Raw genomic sequence first — 19,252 nt, 5'->3', positions numbered from 1 at the left:
AGATGACCTCGAAATCCGGACAGTTGAGCACCGAGCACGATCCGAGCAGCGGAGACCCCGCTGTGACCGTCGCCGAGCAATATCCGCACAACCCCGAGCGAGCCAGGGACCAGCTGCTCGATCGGGCCGCTCGCACGGTGCCCGAGCTGGCTGCGCTGCTGCACAAGTACTACCGGCATGTTCCGGCCGAGGAAGTCGCCCATGACGATCCGGCCGATCTGGCCGGGGCGCTTCGCTCGCATTACGAACTCGCCAGAACCCGGGTACCCGGGCGTCCGGTGGTGAAGATCTTCAATCCCGGCCGTGCCGAGGAGGGCTGGCGCAGCAAGGCGACCGTGGTGCACATGGTCACCGACGACATGCCGTACCTGGTCGACTCGGTGATCGCCGAGCTGACCCGCGATGGTGCCCAGGTGCGACGTATCGTGCACCCGATCGTGGTGGTCCGGCGAGACCTGGCCGGTGAGCTGCTGGAAGTGTTCCCGGACGCGGACCCGAGCGCCCCGGGGCCCGATGCCATCGCCGAGTCCTGGATGTACGTCGAGGTCGACCGGGTGAAGGACCCGAGTCGTGTCCGCGCTCTCGAACGGGGATTGCTGAAGGTGCTCAACGATGCCCGAGAGGTGGTCGAGGACACCGATCGGATGATCGGGACCGCGCGTGGCCTGGCGGATGCCCTCGAAAGCGATCCGCCGCCGCTGCCCGGCCATCAGGCCGCGGACGGCGCCGGGCTGCTGCGCTGGCTCGCCGACGGCCACTTCACTTTCCTGGGGTACCGGCACAGCGAGCTGGTGCGGGACGCGGACGGAAACCCGGCGTTGCAGACCGTACTGGCTTCCGGTCTGGGAGTGCTGCGCAGCGACAACGACACGTCCAGCACCTTGACGCAAGAGGCGGAAGCACCGGCGGGCATCCTCTCCGAGGAACTGCTGATACTCACCCAGGCAAGCGCGACGTCGACGGTGCACCGCGCTGTGCATCCGTACTACGTGGGAGTCAAGACGTTCGACGACCACGGCCGCGTCACCGGGGAGCATCGCTTTCTCGGGCTGCTCACCACGACAGCACTGCACGAGAACGTGCTGGACATCCCCGTCATCGAGCGGCGGGTACGGGATGTGATCCATCGTGCGGGTTTTCCGATGGAGTCCTACTCCGGGCAACGGATGCTGGAGGAAATCCAGAACTACCCGCGCACCGAGCTGTTCTCCACCGACACCGACACGCTGCAGGAGATCATCACAGGTGTCCTGGCGCTGGCCGAGCGCCGCAAGCTCAAGCCGTTCCTGCGGCGGGATCCCTACGGTCGTTTCTTCTCCTGCCTGGTCTACTTGCCCAGGGACCGGTACACGACACGCTCGCGGCTGGCGATGCAGGAGGTCCTGCTCGCGGAGCTGGGCGGCAGCAACCTCGAATACAGCACCAGAGTCGGTGAGTCGGCACTGGCGCGGGTGCATTTCATGGTGTACACGGACCCGCGCCGGCAGGTTGCCGAGCCCGATCTGGCCCACGTGCAAAAGCGGCTCGAGGAGGCCATCCGCACCTGGGACGACAGGATGATCGAAGCGATCGAGGCCGAGCGTCCGGACCGCGAATACGACGGCCGTCCCGCCGGGTACGGCTCGGAAGCCGACAGCGAGGTCGGGCAACGCTACGCCGCCGCCTTCCCGGAGGCGTACAAAGAGGACTTCCACGCGGGCGAGGGTCTGGTGGATCTGCGGCGGCTGGAGTCGCTGTCCGAGCCCGGCGAGCTGGCGATGTCGTTCTACGCGCCGCGCGATGCCGGACCGCGGGAATTCCGCTTCAAGATGTTCCTCAACGAGCGGGTGACCCTGTCCCAGGTCCTGCCGGTGTTGCAGAGCATGGGCGTGGAGGTCGTCGACGAGCGCCCCTACGAGGTCCTGCGCTCCGACGGCACCCGGTGCTGGATCTTCGACTTCGGCCTGAGGCTGGAACAGAGCTTGCACGCCGTCGAGTCGGAGCGGGTCGACATACTGCGGGAGCGCTTCGAGGAGGCCTTCCGTGCGGCATGGCTGGGAGAGTCCGAGGTCGACCGGTTCAATTCGCTGGTCCTGCAGGCCGCGTTGAGATGGCGGCAGGTGCGCGTGCTGCGTGCCTACGCGAAATACCTGCGTCAGGTCGGCACCGCCTACAGCCAGGACTACATCGAAGACACCATTCTGGCGCACAGTGACATCACCCTTGCGCTGATCCGGTTGTTCGAGGTGCGTTTCGACCCGTCGCTGTCCGCCGACCGGCGCTCGCACCGGGAAGAGGAGTTGGTCGACGAGATCGCCCGGTCGATCGATGCGGTCACCAGCCTCGATGCCGACCGGATCCTGCGCAGCTATCTCGGCCTGATTCGGGCCACGCTGCGCACGAACTACTTCGTCACCGACGATGGTGGGCACTCGCGTGCCTTCCTGGCTTTCAAACTGGAGCCCCGGGAGATCCCGGGGTTGCCCGCTCCGCGGCCGCAGTTCGAGATCTTCGTGTACTCGCGGAGGGTGGAAGGTGTGCACCTGCGGTTCGGCTCGGTCGCGCGCGGTGGCCTTCGGTGGTCCGATCGCCGGGAGGACTTCCGTACCGAGGTTCTCGGTCTGTCCAAGGCCCAGGCGATCAAGAACGCGGTGATCGTTCCGGTGGGCGCCAAGGGCGGCTTCGTCGTCAAGCATCCCCCGGCACCGACCGGTGACGCCGCCGCCGATCGGGAGGCGAGCCAGGCCGAGGGGATCGCCTGCTATCGGATGTTCATCTCCGGGATGCTCGATCTCACCGACAACTTGTCGGACGGTCGTGTCGTGCCGCCGCGGGACGTGGTGCGCCATGACGATGACGACACCTACCTGGTGGTGGCCGCGGACAAGGGAACCGCGAGCTTCTCCGACATCGCCAACGAGGTGGCCCGGTCCTACGGGTTCTGGCTGGGTGATGCCTTCGCCTCCGGCGGTTCCGTGGGATACGACCACAAGGCCATGGGAATCACCGCCAAAGGTGCCTGGGAAAGCGTCAAGCGCCACTTCCGGGAACTCGGCACCGACACCCAGCACGAGGATTTCACGGTCGTCGGCATCGGAGACATGGGCGGTGATGTCTTCGGCAACGGCATGCTGCTGTCCGAGCACATCAGACTGGTCGCCGCGTTCAACCACATGCACGTGTTCATCGACCCCGACCCCGACGCGGCGTCCTCGTTCGTCGAGCGAAAGCGCCTGTTCGAGCTGCCGCGCTCGACATGGGACGACTACGACCGCAGCAAGATCAGCGAAGGTGGCGGAGTATGGCCGCGCACGGTGAAGTCGATCCCGTTGAGCCCGCAGATCCGTCGCGCGCTGGGGATCAGCGAGGACGTGGAACAGCTCGCCCCGGCCGAATTGGTCAAGGCGATCCTGCTGGCGCCGGTCGATCTGCTGTGGAACGGCGGCATCGGTACCTACGTCAAGGCGAGCACGCAGTCGCACGCCGATGTGGGAGACAAGACCAATGACCCGGTGCGGGTGGACGGTAACCGGCTGCGGGCACGGGTCGTCGGCGAGGGCGGCAACCTCGGCTTGACCCAGCTCGGCCGGATCGAGTTCGCCGAGACGGGCGGCAAGATCAACACCGATGCGCTGGACAACTCGGCGGGAGTGGACTGCTCCGACCACGAGGTCAACATCAAGGTGCTCCTGGACCAGCTGGTCTCTCGGGGGCATCTGGACGGTGTCCAGCGCAACGAGCTGCTGCGGGACATGACCGACGAGGTCGCGAAGCTGGTTCTGGGCGACAACTACCGGCAGAACCGGGTGTTGGGAATCTCCCGGTCTCATGCCTCGGCGATGGTCGGGGTCCACGCGCGGCAGATCAGCGAGTTGGAAAAGCGCAACGGTCTCGACCGGAAGTTGGAAGCGCTGCCGACTCCCGAGCAGTTCCGGGAGCTCGAGAAAGCGGGCAGGGGCCTGACCTCGCCCGAACTGGCCACCCTGCTGGCACACGTCAAGCTGTCCCTGAAAAACGAGGTGCTGGCCAGCGAGCTGCCGGAGGCCGACGCGTTCGCCAGGCGACTGCCGGACTACTTCCCGGAGCCGTTGCGCAACCGGCATTCGGACGCGATCGCGCAGCACCCGCTGCGGCGACAGATCACCACGACGCTGCTGGTCAACGAGGTGGTCGACGGGGCAGGGCTCTCCTATGCCCACAGGCTGGCCGAGGAGATGAGCGCCGGCGCCACCGATGCCGTCCGGGCGTACGCCGTCGTGACGCGCGTCTACGATCTTCCCGCGTTGTGGCGGGAGATCGATGATCTGGACACGGCGATCCCCACCCATGTCACCGACAGGATGGTGCTGGAGACCCGCAGACTGCTCGACCGGGCATCGCGGTGGCTGCTGTCGAACCGTCCGCAGCCGCTGGCCATCAGCGCGGAGATCAACCGGTTCCGGCCGGTGGTCGCCGAACTGTCCGCACACGTGCCGGACATGCTGCACGGCCGCGCGGCAGACAACGCCGCCGAAGAGGCCGAAGAGCTCGTTGCCTCGGGTGTGCCGTCGGACCTGGCCCGGCGGATCGGTGCGCTGCTGAACACCTACGGGCTGCTGGACATCACCGAGATCGCCGAGCTGGCCGAGCGCGATGCCGGGGTCAGCACCGAGCGCAGTCCCCGGGAAAGCGCCGAGCTGTACTACGCCCTGTCCGAGTACTTCGACATCGAACGGATGCTGGTGTCGGTGAGCGGGCTGGAACGCGGTAACCGGTGGCATTCGCTGGCGAGGCTGGCACTGCGGGACGATTTCTACGCATCCCTCCGGGCGATCACCGTGGATGTGCTGCGCACCAGCACTCCGGCGGACAGCCCGGAGAGCAAGATCGAGCAGTGGGAGCAGGCCAATGCCTCCAGGTTGAGCCGTGCCAGGGCAACGCTGGAGGAGGTCAGGCGCTCCGGTCGGCACGACCTGGCGACACTGTCGGTCGCCGCGCGGCAGTTGAGCAGTATGGTCCGGTAGCGGGAGAAGTCCGGGCATTCCGCGCGGACCGCCGAGCGATGGTCGTCCGGTGCCGGTACCGGTACCGGACGACCGTGCGAGAGCAGAAGGGAAGCCGGTGGGAGCGTTCATCGCCGAAGTGGCTCTGCGCTGGTCCGATATGGACGCATTCGGCCATGTCAACCATGCCAGGACCGTCACGTTGCTCGAGGAGGCCCGGGCCGGCCTGCTGTTCACCGAGGCGGAGCGGCAGGGCCTGTCCGGAATGGCCGAGGGCATGGTGGTGGCCAGAGTGGTGATCGACTACCACGCACCGCTGGTCTACCGGGCGGGAGCGATCCAAGTGCGGATGTCGGTGCGTGACTTGCGAGCGGCCTCGTTCGTGATCGACTACACGGCCACCGCCGGGGACGCCGCCTCGGTGGCCACGGCGGAGACGCTGATGGTCCCCTATGACCTGGCTGCCGGGCGCCCCCGCCGGCTCACCGATGGGGAGCGGGAGTTCCTCGCCGAATGGCAACTCGACCCCGCTTTGACGAACAAGGAGCGCGACCTTGCCTGAGCTGCGAATGCCCGAAGCGGTCGAGCGTGACGACCTCGGTGCTTTCGTGGCACGTGCCGTCCGGTTGGACGAGCAGGCGGTGATCCGCCTGCGGGCCCGTGCGGGCACCGGACGGATCGACGCGTGGTCGGCGACACCGTTCGAGGTGCTGTGTACCAGGTCCGTCGGCGGCGAGGTCGATCCCGCCGACCTGAGCGTGTCGGGCAGCGAGCTGCTGGCGACATTGACCGTCGCCGGGGGAGTGAGCATGGATCCGGGCGCGCCGCGCGACCTGCTGTGGCGTTCCGAGCTTCCTCCCGTCGAGGGGTGGAGGCGCGTGGATGACCTTCCGGCCAAGCTGGTGGGTGAGGTGGCCGAGCAGGGGATCGGCCTGGCCAAGGACAACGTGGGTCCCAAGGGCACCCCACCGGCTTCGCTGCTGGATCAGGAAGTGTTCACCGTCAGCGGCTCCGGGCTCGAGGTCAAGATTCCGTTGCGGTGCCTGTTCGCGCTGTCCGGGATGGGATTCCTCGTGAACTCGCCGTCGGAGAGCGAGGTGGTGCGGGTGAGCGCGACCGAATCGTGGCTGCGGCTGGATTCCCGTTTCGGTGCGGTGGCCCGGCGCCGCCACGCCCTGCTGCCGTTGCTGTTTTAGGAGTGCTTTGCGCAGAAGCACCCCTCATACCAGCCACACGGCGGTGTCGACGGGCAGAAGTTGCTCGCTGTCCAGGGGTCGGCTGGACAGCAGCACCGCACCGGGCGGCATCGGTACGGGGGTCGGTGCGGTGTTCAAGGCGCACACCAGGTTGCCGCCGCTGCGCCGGAAGGCCAGGCACCCTTCCGGCGCGCCGTACCACTCGACACGGTCACCGGAGAACGCCGGATGGTTGTGCCGGATACGCAGCGCCTCCCGGTACAGCGACAGCGTCGAGGCCGGGTTCGCCAGTTGCGCTTCCACGGTGAGTTCCGACCACTCGTCCGGAATCGGCGACCAGTTTCCCGGGGCGTCGGAGAAACCGAAGGGGGCGTGCGCCCCTTCCCACGGGATCGGGGCACGGATCGATTTGGCGATCATCCCGTCCTGCGAGGCGCTCTCGGGCAGACCGAGCTCGTTGCCGTTGTCCACACCGATCACGCCGGGAAGGGCGCACTGCACCAGCGCCATCGCTCGGGCACGCGCGAGCCCGGTGGTGTTCCCGCCGAGACGCGTGACCGGGCGCGGGTGGTCCCAGTCGGCCAGGCCCCACACCGGTACGGCACCGACCTGCTCGGCAGCGGACCGGACCCGTTCGACGGTGGCACGGATCGCATCGGCCTGGAACCGCACGGCGCAGAAGCCGAGATCGAGGCCCACGTCCAGCGCTTCCAGATTCCCGAGCGAGGTGGACCACTCCCGGACGAGTGCGCCGATCAGCCGCTGCGGGGACTCGCCGACCACGGCCCGTGCCGTCCGGAGGATCCGATGGGTGGCGTCGTCGGCCGGATGCGCCATCCCAGGGGCGGCACCGAGGCGGAAACCGTCGACGCCGCGGTCCATCCAGAACCGCAATGTCCGCTCCAACTCCTCGTGGACTTCGGGTTGTTCGGCGCTGTGGCGGGTGACGGCGATGTCGATCGCCACCCGCAAACCCGATGCGTGTGTCTCGGCCACGAGCCTGTCGAAGGAGGTGAGATCGCCCAGTATCGGATCCACCTCGCGGGCTTGGCCCGGTTTGCCCACGGGACCGGCGAGGACACCGGTCATCCAGACGGCGTCGACGCCGAGAAGTTCCAGATACCCGAGCCGTTCCCGGACACCGTTCAGATCGCCGACCCCGTCACCGTCGGAATCGTCGAATGCGCGGACATCGACCCGGTAAATGACAGCGTCCGACCACCATGCTCGCGGTCCGGTGCGCGCACGCGCTGTGTCGGAGATATCTCGCACAGTGATCATCCTGCCATTGCGGAAGGTGTTGGCGGGACTGCGCACCGTATTGATGGACGGTCTCCGTGAGCAGCCCGCCGACAGGAATCGTGGTGCTGTGTTGTCCGGCCGGGGTCAGGCCAACCACACGGCGGTATCGGCGGGAAGTTCGCCACTGCCGGTGAGCGGTGCGCTGGCCAGCAGCAACTCCCCCGGGGGGAGAGGGACCGGGCTACCGGACGTGTTGATCGCACAGGTGAGACCGGTGCTGCCACGCCGGAAGGCGAGGCAGCCCGGAGGGGCGCCGTACCACTCGATGGTGGTGCCGTGGAAGGCATCGTGGGTACGCCGGATGTCGAGTGCTTCACGGTAGAGCGAGAGTGTCGACGTGGCGTCTTCGAGTTGGGCTTCGACGGTGAGATGGGCCCAGTCCGGCGATACGCCGGGCCAGGCGGTGCTGGTGAATCCGAAGGTCGGCCCCGATCCCTCCCACGGCATGGGAGCACGACCGTTCCGGAGGTTCCCGCTGCCCGGAGCGGACTCGGACGGGGCGAGCTCGGGAAGCCCGAGTTCCTCACCGCTGTCGAGGCAGACCATGCCGGGCAGAGCGAGAACGAGCAGCGCCATCGCGCGGGCGCGGGCGTGCCCGAGTTCACCACCGCCGTAGCGCGTCACCGGGCGGAGCTGCCACCGCCCGGCGCTCATCCAGGCAGGCTGCGTGGAACGCTTGTCGACGAGGAGCATGCCCTGCGTGATGGCTTCCCGGAACTCCTCGGCGTCGAATGCGGCATCGGCGAGATGCTGATCGAAGCTCAGGTGCCATCCGTGCCCGTGCGGATCCGAGGTGAGCGCGCTCATGATCCGTCCCGGATGCTCGTCGATCACGGAACGGACCATCCGGTCCGCCGCGCGTATCACGTCTCCGGTCCGGGAGTCGGTACGAATCGTGCTGCGGGGAGCTGTCGAGGCGATGCGAAACCCGTCCACGCCACGGCCGATCCAGAATCGCAGCGTCTCCGCCAGCTCTTCTTGCTCACGGGGATCGTCGAGCCGGGTGAGATCGGCACCCACATCGAGCGCCAGGCGCAGGCCGCAGTCGTGCGTCTCGGCAGCCAGCAGCTCGAAGGCTTCGAGCACCGTCGCCGCTTCGCCGGGGTCGGTGATCGTGGGACCGGCACCGGTCATCGGCACTCCGGTCAGCCAGAGCGCGTCGACGCCGAGCAGTTCGAGGTAGCCCACCCTGCTGCGGACACCGTCGAGATCGCCGATCCCGTCGGCATCCGAGTCGGCGAAGAAGGGGAGGTCGACCCCGTAGAAGAGCGCGTCATACCACCATGGCCGCGTGTCGGGCGATACGGACGAGTGATCGGCACCGGGCGGTGCGGGTGAGTGATCGGCAGAGCGAGGCACGATTGTTCATCCTGGTGTCGGACATCGGTGCGGCGGTTCTGCCGCCGGACATGATCGGAGCTTGGCAGTTCGTGCGGCACTTGGCAATCGGCGAGGTGACGACCACCGGCCTTGTCAGAACCAGGAGTTGACCATGCCGTGCGCGGCCATTTCGAAATACTGCCAGAGTTGCTCGCGATGCTCGGGGCTGAGCTCGACCTCGTCGAGCGCGATGCGCATGCAGCGCAACCAGGCATCCCGCTCCGTGATCCCGATCTTGAACGGTGCGTGCCGCATCCGCAGCCGCGGGTGCCCCCGGCGATCGGAGTAGGTGTGCGGCCCGCCCCAGTACTGCATCAGGAACAGTCGCAGCCGCTCTTCGGCACCGCTGAGATCTTCCTCCGGATACATGGGGCGCAGCAGTTCGTCCTTGGCCACCTCCGCGTAGAAGCGCGCCACGATGCGATGGAAGGTGGCTTCCCCGCCGACCTGCTCGTAGAAGGTTTTTTCCGGAGTGCTCACGCGCCCTCCCTGAGCGTTATGACTGGTACCCGTCCGAGTGTGGCATCACGCGACCGGCCGGATAAGGCGGTTTGATGTTCTCCTCGTCATAGGCACGCTTGATCTCGGCATGCAACCTGCGTTGCACCGACCACTGCTGGCCGGGACGAACCTTGGCCGTCAATCGCAGCGTGATCGTATCGGCGGTGATCTGGTTGATGCCGAGCATTTCCGGCACTTCCAGAACCTCCGAGGTCAGCGGCTCACGGTTCGAGGCCTCGGCGGCGACGGTCGCCGCCACTTCCTGCGCTTTCTTCACGTCACTGGTGTGTGCGATCGGCAGGTCCACCACCGCGATCGCGAAGCCCTGGCTCGAGTTGCCGACACGCAGGATCTCCCCGTTGCGGACATACCAGACAGTGCCGTTGACGTCGCGCAGCGTCGTCACACGCAGACCGACGGTTTCCACCGTACCGGTGGCCTCACCGAGATCCACCCAGTCGCCGACCCCGTATTGATCCTCGAGCATCATGAAGACGCCGGACAGGAAGTCGCGCACCAGGTTCTGCGCACCGAAACCGAGGGCGACACCGACCACGCCCGCCGAGGCGATCAGCGGCCCGAGTTCCACGCCCAGCACCTTCAGGGCATACACCAGGGCGAAGCCGAAGATGACGAACGAGGCCACCGACTTCAGCACCGAGCCGATCGTCCTCGCGCGCTGACTGCGCCGCTCCGCCAGCGTCTCGCCGGACAGCCCTTCCCCCTGGCGTTCCCGCAGCGGCTGCAACAGCTTCGGCGGTTTGCCGTTGCCCCGGGTCAGCCGGGTGATCGTGCGGTGTACGAGCCACCGCAGCAGCAGGGCCACGAGCAGGATCACGAGGATCTGCAGCGGCTTGGCGATCAGCATGTCGGAGTAGACCGCCAGCCAGTCGTTACCGGTCACGTGGGAGATCCAGCGGCACAACCGGCTTTCGCCGTCGCACCGGGGTTGGGACAGCAGGGACGTGGTCATGGGTTCGGGGCTCCATGGCGGTATTTCGGGGGTTGGGCGTGGACCGGGGCACGGTCGACGCTCGTGGGGTGGCCCGTGCCGCTCGCCTGTGCTTCGTGAACGCCCCGCCGCCCACGAAACCACCGGTGCCGACCGGGGGATCGGTACCGGTCGCGGAGGGAGTCACTCGAATCGGAGTCCCGTCGCCTCCGCGAGAAAGGCGAGTTGGTCGGTCGCCAATCCCACCGTACGTGAAACCGAGCGAGCGGAATGTCCCACTTCGGTTTCCCTGCGCAGCAGTACGGGACGTTCTTCCGGAGCGGACGCCGTCGCGTGCTGGAGCGCGGCACACATCTTTCGGGCGTGGTTGGGGTCGACCCGGGTGTCGGACTCGAAGATCGTGAACAGCACCGAGGGGTAGGCGGTCTGCTCCTGCACGTTGTGATACGGCGAGTAGGACAGCAGCCACCCGAGTTCCTCGGGGTCCTCGGCCGAGCCGTACTCCTCGCTCCAGAGACGCCCGAGCAGGAACTGCTCGTAGCGCACCATGTCGAGCAGGGGCGCCGAGCACACCGCCGCCCGGTACAGCTCGGGGCGTTGCGTCAGTGCGGCCCCCACCAGCAGCCCGCCGTTGGAGCCACCGGTGATCGCGAGCTTCTCCGGAGTGGTCCAGCCGTGTGTTGCGAGATGCTCGGCGGCGGCGTGGAAATCGTCGAACACGTTCTGCTTGCTCTCGCGCATGCCCGCGCGGTGCCACTGCTCGCCTTCCTCGCCGCCGCCCCGCAGGCACGGCAGCGCCCAGACGCCGCCCGCGGCGACCCAGGCCAGAGCCGAAGGGGAGTAGCCGGGCTCCATCGGCAGGGAGAACCCCCCGTAGCCGGTCATCAGGGCCGGTCGGGGTGCATCCGGCTCCGGCGTGGAACTCAGGACGAACATCCGCACCGTGGTGCCGTCCGCGGAGGTGTAGGCGACCTGGCGGGTGTGGACCGGGGACGTCTCCTGCGTGCCGGGGGCTTGCTCGACGAGCGTGGTGTCCCCATCGGTCTGCGAGTAGGAGTGCACGCACGGCGGCGTGGCGAAGTCGGTCCAGCCGATCCACAGGCGATCGCGTCCGGTGTCGGTGTGCTCGTCGACCGTCGTCAGGGCGGTCACCTGGCCGGTGCCCGGCAGCGGCACCGTGCCGGTCCGGGCACCGGTGGCGGGGTCGTGCAGCGTCACTTCGGAGACGGCATGGCGTGTCCGCAGCACGGCCAGCCGTGGCGCTCCGTCGGCCGGATCGAACCAGCGGGCGGCTTCCAGGACGGCGTCGGGGTCCTCGGCGATCAGTTCCGTCCAGTTCGCCGGGTCGGGTTGCTCCGGGTTCGCCACGCACAGTCGCCAGCGGGTGGCGTTCAGCGTGGTCTGCACGTACATCCGCCCGTCGCGCTCCACCCACGCGGAAGCGCGAACCCCCTCGGAGGTGTCCAGAATCCGATGCAGGCGAGGCACCGGATCGTTGCGGGTGAGATCGGCGATCCACACCGAGTCGCGCCGGGCCGTGCCGGGGCTGCCGTGGATGAGCAACCAGTGCCCGTCGCGCGACACGCTCGCGTCGAAGAAGAAGGTGTGATGCAGGCCCTCGCCGTGCACGAGCAGGTCCTCGTCCGGGTGGGCACCGATCCGGTGGTGCCATACCCTGCGGTGGAACTGCTCCTCCCCTTCGGGCACCGACTCGGGGGGCAGCCTGCGGACGTAAAAGAATTCGTCGCCGCCCGGCAGCCACGCGATCGGGGAGTACCGGCACCGGTCGATCGGCCCCTCGACGAGCTGCCCTGTCGGCACGTCGAGGACGTAGAGCAGGGATTCCTCGTCGCCTCCCGACGAGATCTGGTAGGCGAGCCGGTCGCCTTCCAGACTCGCGGACCAGCGGTCCAGCGTGGTCAGACCGGACGGATCGAGCTCGGTGACGTCGAGCAGGACACGCTCGGTGCCGTCCTTGTCACGCACGTGGAGCACCGGGAATTCCTGCTCCGGGCGGCGGCGCGTGAAGAAAGCCCGCCCGGCGCGCCACACCGGCGCGGAAACCGAACCGGCCTCCATGAGCGAGCGCATCCGGTCGGCGATCGCGGCTCGACCCGGCAGCGCGTCGAGCCGGTGGCGAGCGAGTTCGTCCTGGTCCTGCGACCATGCAACGGTCCTGGGATCGTCGGCGGCTTCGAGCCACCGGTAGGGATCGGCGACGCGGTGGCCGTGGAGTTGCTCCACGAGCTCCTCGCGTTCGGCGGCGGGGTAGGACACGGGCCCGGATTGAACGTCGCTCACACCCGTCGACGATACGGGTTGTGCGCGTGTGGAGCGTTTCCGTCCCGGTCTCCGTTGCCTCCCCCGTTGCAGGAGCATCGTGGGATTCGGGCACGTGTTCGGATGCCGTTTGCCGCGTATTCGATATTCGTTCGAAGGATTTTTGATCGTTTCGACCGATGCGATGCGGATCACACGTGCGTTCCGGGCGGGTTTTGTGTTCGACTATTGCCCGGTAACCGGTGGAGGTGGTCGAGTGCCCGACCGAAAACCGACTCCGCCCGGCGCTACCGTGGGGTCGGCGCCGCGCGCCTCATGGTGCCCGCAGGGCCGGGGAAACGGATCCGCGAGCAGGGCGACAGCCCCGGAGCAGGCATCCGCACACGGGGTGGCCTGGCGCAAACGGCGCGTTCTCCTGCTCAATACGACCTTCGAGCCGCTCACCGCGCTCCCACTGCGCAGGGCCATCGTGCTGGTCGTGTGCGGCAAGGCCGAGATCGTGCACGGTGATTCGGCGGGATTGACGCTGCGCTCGGCCACGAGCAGTGTCGAGGTCCCCTCGGTGATCCGGTTGAGCACTTTCGTGCAGGTGCCCTATCGGGGTCGCGTACCACTGAGCCGCTCGGCGTTGATGCAGCGTGACAGCCATCGGTGTGTCTATTGCGGTATGCGTGCCGAGACGATCGATCACGTCGTGCCCCGCAGCCGGGGAGGTGCCCACTCGTGGGAGAACTGCGTGGCGTGTTGCGTCAAATGCAACCGTCGTAAGGCCGACCGTACCTTGCGCGAGCTGGGGTGGCGATTGGCCGAAACACCGCGCGCTCCGCGCGGCAGGAACTGGCGGCTCATCACGGGTGTGCACGAGGCCGACCCGCTGTGGCTGCCTTACCTGGGCGAAGCAGTCGCCTGAACCGCCCGGGAGGTGGCGACGAGGTGCAGGGGATTGCCGGGTCGCCGCCCCGGGCTGTCGGCCTGCCCTCCGCGGACCGAAGCCGGTGTGCCGGGGCGAGGGCCGGCTGTGTGACTGCTGATGCGCACTCCCCGTCGCTTGCTGTCGAGGGGGCGTTGGGAACGATGGTTGCTGATACGCACACCCTGTCGGGCGAACGTGTGCAAGTCCGGACGAGTGGCTTCACGGTCTCGTTCAGCCGTTTCGGGGATCGTCATGGTGCACCTCCGGTCTCCGTGGACCGTGGTTGAAATGTTTTGGTCGAATACGCAAGATCCATACAGGTGAAAAACTAGGGTCGAAGTCTTTCCGGAGCAATCCGCCAAGTTGACTGTCGGTAGCATTCTTCTGGGGGATTCTGCTGAGGGATGGCTCACCTGGAGGGATTATTTTAGGTGATGTGCATCACGGACACTAGTAACGTGGAGTAGTTCAGCGAGTCGGATGGCGAGGCTTTGTCACTCACGGTGGAGGGGCATCGGGTGGCTGACACGGGGCGGAGCGCGTTGCCGAGCAGCGCTTCGACAATCGGCACGCCGGCTGTGCTGTCTCCCGGGTCGTGACCGACCGAGCAACTCGATCGGATACCGTGCACGGTGTGACTGTCGTGGAGATCCTGCTCGTCTTGGTGGTGACCCCTGCGGCCATTTATGGCCTGGTCACACTCCTCGTGCTGTGGCCGAGGCTCGCACGTAACCGCTACCGCGCAGGCCAGGAGTGGGACTTCGATCCCGTGTTCTGGGTGGCCGACCCCGAGGGCGTGAGCACGACCAGCCCGCCGGCGGACGAGGGCACCACGTCGGACGCACAGCTCAGCACCGCTCGGGGAGGCGCACGTGGCAACTGGTGAGGTCGCCGAAACGTCCGGCGAGGGGCGCTCGGAGGAATTGGAGGCCGGTGAGGCTGTCATGGCCACGGGCCGGTTGTCGATCGCTCGCCGAATCGACCCCGATCGTCCGAAACTGCCCTTCAGCCCGGCCCAGCTCGCCCGCGTGGACGAGGCGCTCACGCTGTCCAGCCGCACGACCGGCCTGGAGTTCGCCATCTACCTCGGTGATCTGGGAGAGCAGACGCGGGAGCGTGCCGAACAGCTCCACACGAACCTGGGTGGCCGGGCCGGTGTGGGCGTGTTGATCGCGGTGTCACCGGGCCAGCGCACGCTCGAGATCGTCACCGGGGAAGAGGCGTACCGCCGGGTCTCGGACCGGAGCTGCAACCTGGCTGTGATGAGCATGGTGGCCTCGTTCAAGGAGGGCAACCTGATCGAGGGTCTCCTCAGCGGGCTGCGGATGCTCTCGGACGCCGCAGGTACCCGACCCGGCGGTGAGTCCGGCCACCACTGAGCAGTGCTCGTGGCTTGCTGGGGCAGCTTCCAGAGCAGGCCGACGTTCCGAAAGGGCCGGTACCTCTCGTACGTGCTCGCCGGATCCCGGATGATCTTTCAGCTTACGGGCAGTGGCCATGCGGGTGTGGCACGTGAGCGTCGATTTCCCTCGGAAAGCCGCTCACGTGCCACAACCCCGCCGCGTCAGGAGCGATCGAATTCCCGTGCGGCCAGTGCACGGACGATGCCGGCCCGCCCCTCGGAAACCAGCCGTCGCAGCGCTGCCGGATGTTCGTCGGCCAGCCACGCGTCGGCGGCTTCCACCGTTTCCTGCTCGACCGCCCAGGAGGGGAACAGCCCGATCACGGTCGGCTGGGCACGTTCACTGGACCGGCGCTGCCACACCTCGTCGATCTCGTCGAAGTAGCGCTGTACGTAACCCATGAGCAGGCTCTGCTGGGCGGGATGCTGGAACCCGGAGATGATGGCTTCGTTCACCGCGTTGGGCAGCTCGTCGTCGTGGACGGCCCGCTGCCAGGCCTTCTCCTTCGCTTCCGGGGTCGGAATCAGTGCCCGTGCGCGCTCCGCGCGGCGCTGCCCGGTCGCGGTCGGATCCTGAGCCAGTTCCCGATCGATCTCGGACTCGGCGGCCGCGCCGTGCGCCACCAGCGCCTCCAGGAGCCGCCAGCGCAGGTCGGTGTCGACGACCAGGCCCTCCAGCGGGACGGAGCCGTCCAGCCAGCCCCGCAGCACCGTGACCGTCGCCTCGTCGAGCACGGAACCGGTCAGCGCGTTGACGAGTGCGAGCTGGTGGTCCGAACCGGGGGCGGCAGCGCGCGCGAGTTCCAGGACACGGCTGGTGTAGCGCTGCCAGCCCTCCTGGCGCCACGCCGTGTCGGCGTAGGAGGAGAGTGCGGTCTGGGTCTGCAGCAGCAGCCGCTGGACCACGCCGATCTCGGTTTCCGCACCGATGCCGCTGTGCACGTCGCGGCCCAGCACCAGGTTCACGAAGTCGCGGGCCTTCAGCTCGGCCTCGCGGGTCATCTCCCATGCCGTGGACCAGCACAGCGCGCGCGGCAGTGACTGCTCGATGTCGCCGATGCGGTTGATCAGCGTCGCCAGCGAATCCGGGTCCAGCCGCAGCGTGCAGTAGGTGAGGTCGTCGTCGTTGACCAGCACCAGCTTGCCCGCGTGCACCCCCACCAGGTCGGGGACCTCGGTGTGCTCGCCGGTGACGTCGAGCTCGACGCGATGGGTCCGTACCAGCTTGCCCGTGGCCGGATCGTCGTCGTACACGCCGATGGCCAGCCGGTGGGTGCGGAACTCGCCGCCACCGGGGCGGGCCGGGCTCTGCACGATGGTGAATTCGGTGAACCGGCCTTCGGAGTCGGTGGCGGGTTTCGGCCGCAGCATGTTCATGCCACTGGTTTCCAGCCACTGCGCGCTCCACCACGACAGGTCCCGTCCGGACGCCTGTTCCAGCGCGGTCAGCAAATCGTTCAGCGTGGCGTTGCCCCACGCATGGCGGTCGAAGTACACCTTGAGGCCGGCCAGGAAGTTCTCCAGCCCGACGTAGGCGACGAGCTGCTTGAGCACCGAGGCGCCCTTGGCGTAGGTGATGCCGTCGAAGTTGACCTCGACCGCCTGCAGGTCCTCGATGTCGGCGGCCACCGGATGAGTGGACGGAAGCTGGTCCTGCCGGTACGCCCAGGACTTCTCGACGTTGGCGAAGGTGGTCCAGCCGTGCGTGTACTGCGTCGCCGAGACCTGCGCCAGCACGCTCGCCCAGGTGGCGAAGGACTCGTTGAGCCACAGGTCGTCCCACCAGCGCATCGTGACCAGATCGCCGAACCACATGTGCGCCATTTCGTGCAGCACGACCTCGGCGCGCTGCTCGTAGAGGTAGCTCGTGACCCGCGAGCGGAAGACGAAGTCCTCGCGGAAGGTCACGCACCCCGCGTTTTCCATGGCACCCGCGTTGAACTCGGGAACGAAGCACTGGTCGTACTTGCCGAACGGGTACGGCACACCGAAGGCTTCCTGGTAGAAGCCGAATCCCTGCTTGGTTTCGGCGAACACGCGTTCGGCGTCGAGGTGTTCGGCCAGGGATGCGCGGCAGTACAGGCCCAGGGGGATCTCGTCCTGCCCGTTCTGGCCGGTGAACACGTCATGCCATTCCGCGTAGGGGCCGGCGACCAGGGCGACCAGGTAGGTCGACATGGGCGGCGTCGTCGCGAACTCGTGCCGCCGGGTACCTCCCTCGTCGGTGGTGACCTCGGCACGGGCGTTGGAGACGACCTTCCACTCGGCGGGCGCGGTCACCGTGATCCGGTAGGTGGCCTTGAGATCGGGCTGATCGAAGCAGGTGAACATCCGCTTGGCATCGGCCGTCTCGAACTGGCTGTACAGGTAGACGCCGCCGTCGACGGGATCGACGAACCGGTGCAGGCCCTCGCCGGTGTTGGTGTACTCGCAGTCGGCGTGCACGACGAGTTCGTTGTCGGCGGCCAGGTCCGGCAGTGTCAGACCTCGGGACTCCTCGTAGTCGGACACGTCCAGCTCGACGCCGTTGAGCACGGCGCTGTGCACGCGTGCGGCCATCAGGTCGATCCAGGTGGTGGCCCCCGCGCGTTCGCTGCGGAACTGCACCCTGGTGGTGGAGCCGAAGGTCTCCACTTCCTGTCCGTTCCCGCCGCCGGAGAGATCCAGTTCGATCACGTACGACTGCACGGTGAGCAGTTCGGCGCGCTGTTCGGCCTGCTGGCGGGTGAGATTCGGCGGGGCCACGGATCACCTCGTTGATCGTCGATCGTTGCCGGTTCTTCGGCGCGTTCGGTTCGGGAATGTCGCGTTCGATTGGGGGATGCAGGCATCCAATCACGTCTCCACCCGTGTGCGCGCCCGGGCGGTGCAGTCGATCGGTGTGTCGGCATGATCGGGAAGACACGGACCGGTTCGCGGGTTGTACCGGGAAGGGCGCCCAGTTTCCGTACCAGCCGCATCCGACCGGCGATGTCGAGGGAGAGTTCCGAGATGACCGCTACCGACCAGACGACCCGCCCGAGGGTCGATTTCTACTTCGACCCCGTTTGCCCGTTCGCCTGGGTCTCGTCGCGCTGGATCCTGGAGGTGCAGCAGGTCCGCGATATCGACCTGCACTTTCGGGTGATGAGCCTGTCCGTGCTCAACGAGGGCCGGGACATGCCCGAGGAGTACCGGGAACTGATGACCGCGGCGTGGAAGCCGGTACGGGTGGCGATCGCCGCCGCCGAGCACCACGGTGACGAGGTGCTCGCGCCGCTGTACACGGCGATGGGCACGCGGATTCACAACGCGGGCAATCGGGACTTCGACCAGGTCATCGCCGAGTCGCTGGCCGAGGTCGGGCTGCCCGAATCGCTGGCCAAGGCCGCGAGCAGCGAGGATTACGACGAGGAGCTGCGGGCCAGCCACCACGCCGGAATGGATCCGGTCGGCGACGAGGTCGGCACCCCGACCATCCACGTCGACGGGGTGGCCTTCTTCGGGCCGATCACCACGCGGATCCCGCGCGGCGAGGAAGCGGGCAAGCTCTTCGACGGCGCGCGGATGATGGCCGAGTACCCGTACTTCTTCGAGCTCAAGCGCTCCCGCACCGAGGCGCCGCAGTTCGACTGAAACGGGCCCTCGGGTGGGCGATTCGCCGGGCATGATCCTTCCAGGATGCATGTAGAATGCATGTATGGTGGCATTGCAGATACGCGACGTGCCCCCGGAAGTGCGGGACACTCTGATCGAGCGAGCGCGTGGCCGGGGGCAGTCGCTTCAGAGCTTCCTGCTTTCTCTGGTCGAGGACGAAGCTCGTCGTTCGGGCAATGTGGCGGTACTGAACCGGTTCGGCGGCCGTTCCGATGGCAGCCGGGTTTCGAGCGGCGAAACAGCGGATGAGCTCGATGAGCTGCGCACGGCGCACGATCGCCATCTGGATGGCTGCTAGTGCTCGTCGTGGATGCGTCCGTTCTCGCCGACGCGCTCCTCGACGATGGTCCAGCGGGGCGGCAGTGTCGGGACGAACTCGCTGCCGACGATCGGTGGGCCGCCCCGTCACACCTCACTGTCGAGATCCTGTCCGTCGTTCGTGGGCGGCTCCTCGGCCGAAAGATCACTCGTGAACGAGCTGACGAAGCCGTCCTCGCGCTGGGGGAGCTGGCTGTCGAACTGGTGGAATCGGGGCAGCTCATCACTCGTGTCTGGCAGTTGCGGGGCAATGCCACCGCCTACGATGCGACGTACGTGGCTGCGGCGGAAGCGATGGAATGCCCGCTGGTGACGCGGGACCGACGATTGTCCCGTGCGCGGGGAATTCGCTGCGAAGTCCGTCTCGTCAAAGGGGAGTAGCCGCTGTGGCCGCCGTGTCCCGATGATGCG

At 67.4% G+C, this 19,252-nt stretch carries 15 protein-coding genes; 9 read left to right on the top strand and 6 right to left on the bottom strand.

The features are described from left to right. Window positions 1-2: 2 nt before the first annotated feature. The 3 genes from DFQ14_RS06765 to DFQ14_RS06755 all read left to right on the top strand — a co-directional run bounded on the left by DFQ14_RS06765 (window position 3) and on the right by DFQ14_RS06755 (window position 6,157). Window positions 3-4,982, top strand: coding sequence for an NAD-glutamate dehydrogenase (locus DFQ14_RS06765; protein ID WP_114452249.1), 4,980 nt, complete (start codon window positions 3-5; stop codon window positions 4,980-4,982). A gap of 97 nt (window positions 4,983-5,079) precedes the next feature. After that, a complete protein-coding gene (locus DFQ14_RS06760) occupies window positions 5,080-5,523 on the top strand; it encodes an acyl-CoA thioesterase (protein ID WP_114452248.1) in 444 nt (147 codons plus the stop codon). Continuing rightward, window positions 5,516-6,157, top strand: coding sequence for a DUF8185 domain-containing protein (locus tag DFQ14_RS06755; protein ID WP_114452247.1), 642 nt, complete (start codon window positions 5,516-5,518; stop codon window positions 6,155-6,157). The genes DFQ14_RS06760 and DFQ14_RS06755 overlap by 8 nt, the downstream gene beginning before the upstream one ends. 24 nt (window positions 6,158-6,181) lie before the next feature. On the opposite strand, the gene DFQ14_RS06750 is transcribed toward DFQ14_RS06755, so the two are convergent. The 5 genes from DFQ14_RS06750 to DFQ14_RS06730 all read right to left on the bottom strand — a co-directional run bounded on the left by DFQ14_RS06750 (window position 6,182) and on the right by DFQ14_RS06730 (window position 12,593). Continuing rightward, window positions 6,182-7,438: an alpha-amylase family glycosyl hydrolase gene (locus DFQ14_RS06750; RefSeq protein WP_114452468.1), complete on the bottom strand. Its 1,257-nt coding sequence runs from the start codon at window positions 7,436-7,438 to the stop codon at window positions 6,182-6,184. 105 nt (window positions 7,439-7,543) lie between these two features. Next, on the bottom strand, window positions 7,544-8,818 hold the full coding sequence (locus DFQ14_RS06745; RefSeq protein WP_114452246.1) for an alpha-amylase family glycosyl hydrolase: 1,275 nt from the start codon (window positions 8,816-8,818) through the stop codon (window positions 7,544-7,546). Between the two features lie 114 nt (window positions 8,819-8,932). Further along, window positions 8,933-9,319: a globin gene (locus tag DFQ14_RS06740; protein WP_114452245.1), complete on the bottom strand. Its 387-nt coding sequence runs from the start codon at window positions 9,317-9,319 to the stop codon at window positions 8,933-8,935. 16 nt (window positions 9,320-9,335) lie between these two features. After that, window positions 9,336-10,313 carry a mechanosensitive ion channel family protein gene (locus tag DFQ14_RS06735; protein ID WP_114452244.1) on the bottom strand — a complete coding sequence of 326 codons (978 nt, stop codon included), beginning with the start codon at window positions 10,311-10,313 and terminating at the stop codon, window positions 9,336-9,338. Between the two features lie 162 nt (window positions 10,314-10,475). Further along, complete coding sequence (locus tag DFQ14_RS06730; protein ID WP_114452243.1) at window positions 10,476-12,593, bottom strand: prolyl oligopeptidase family serine peptidase; 2,118 nt, start codon at window positions 12,591-12,593, stop codon at window positions 10,476-10,478. 235 nt (window positions 12,594-12,828) lie between these two features. On the opposite strand from DFQ14_RS06730, the gene DFQ14_RS06725 reads away from it, so the two are divergent. The 3 genes from DFQ14_RS06725 to DFQ14_RS06715 all read left to right on the top strand — a co-directional run bounded on the left by DFQ14_RS06725 (window position 12,829) and on the right by DFQ14_RS06715 (window position 14,864). Next, on the top strand, window positions 12,829-13,482 hold the full coding sequence (locus DFQ14_RS06725) for an HNH endonuclease (RefSeq protein ID WP_179951512.1): 654 nt from the start codon (window positions 12,829-12,831) through the stop codon (window positions 13,480-13,482). A gap of 637 nt (window positions 13,483-14,119) precedes the next feature. Beyond that, window positions 14,120-14,371: an aa3-type cytochrome oxidase subunit CtaJ gene (ctaJ, locus tag DFQ14_RS06720; RefSeq protein ID WP_114452466.1), complete on the top strand. Its 252-nt coding sequence runs from the start codon at window positions 14,120-14,122 to the stop codon at window positions 14,369-14,371. Next, window positions 14,358-14,864 carry a DUF5130 family protein gene (locus tag DFQ14_RS06715; protein WP_114452242.1) on the top strand — a complete coding sequence of 169 codons (507 nt, stop codon included), beginning with the start codon at window positions 14,358-14,360 and terminating at the stop codon, window positions 14,862-14,864. Before ctaJ ends, DFQ14_RS06715 begins: the two co-directional genes overlap by 14 nt. 185 nt (window positions 14,865-15,049) lie before the next feature. On the opposite strand, the gene pepN is transcribed toward DFQ14_RS06715, so the two are convergent. Continuing rightward, window positions 15,050-17,632 (bottom strand): aminopeptidase N, encoded by a 2,583-nt coding sequence (gene pepN, locus DFQ14_RS06710; RefSeq protein ID WP_114452241.1) that lies wholly within the window; start codon window positions 17,630-17,632, stop codon window positions 15,050-15,052. A 246-nt stretch (window positions 17,633-17,878) separates the two neighbouring features. Here pepN and DFQ14_RS06705 point away from each other — a divergent pair, with 246 nt between their 5' ends. The 3 genes from DFQ14_RS06705 to DFQ14_RS06695 all read left to right on the top strand — a co-directional run bounded on the left by DFQ14_RS06705 (window position 17,879) and on the right by DFQ14_RS06695 (window position 19,222). Further along, window positions 17,879-18,502, top strand: a complete 624-nt coding sequence (locus tag DFQ14_RS06705) for a mycothiol-dependent nitroreductase Rv2466c family protein (RefSeq protein WP_114452240.1) — start codon at window positions 17,879-17,881, stop codon at window positions 18,500-18,502. Between the two features lie 64 nt (window positions 18,503-18,566). Further along, entirely contained in the window at window positions 18,567-18,821 is a 255-nt protein-coding gene (locus DFQ14_RS06700) for a hypothetical protein (protein WP_114452239.1), read from the top strand. Beyond that, window positions 18,821-19,222 (top strand): type II toxin-antitoxin system VapC family toxin, encoded by a 402-nt coding sequence (locus DFQ14_RS06695; protein ID WP_114452238.1) that lies wholly within the window; start codon window positions 18,821-18,823, stop codon window positions 19,220-19,222. The genes DFQ14_RS06700 and DFQ14_RS06695 overlap by 1 nt, the downstream gene beginning before the upstream one ends. Window positions 19,223-19,252 lie beyond the last annotated feature (30 nt).

This window comes from Halopolyspora algeriensis (assembly GCF_003337235.1).
Lineage (GTDB): Bacteria > Actinomycetota > Actinomycetes > Mycobacteriales > Pseudonocardiaceae > Haloactinomyces > Haloactinomyces algeriensis.
The sequence above is the reverse complement of the archived record's forward strand: the minus strand, read 5'-3'. Positions and strand labels throughout refer to the sequence as shown.

What these genes read in the sequence shown, in the direction of transcription:
- DFQ14_RS06765 (WP_114452249.1), top strand. Translation starts at nt 3, where the DNA reads ATGACCTCGAAATCCGGACAGTTGAGCACCGAGCACGATCCGAGCAGC.
- DFQ14_RS06750 (WP_114452468.1), bottom strand. Translation starts at nt 7,438, where the DNA reads ATGATCACTGTGCGAGATATCTCCGACACAGCGCGTGCGCGCACCGGA.
- DFQ14_RS06735 (WP_114452244.1), bottom strand. Translation starts at nt 10,313, where the DNA reads ATGACCACGTCCCTGCTGTCCCAACCCCGGTGCGACGGCGAAAGCCGG.
- DFQ14_RS06705 (WP_114452240.1), top strand. Translation starts at nt 17,879, where the DNA reads ATGACCGCTACCGACCAGACGACCCGCCCGAGGGTCGATTTCTACTTC.
- DFQ14_RS06700 (WP_114452239.1), top strand. Translation starts at nt 18,567, where the DNA reads ATGGTGGCATTGCAGATACGCGACGTGCCCCCGGAAGTGCGGGACACT.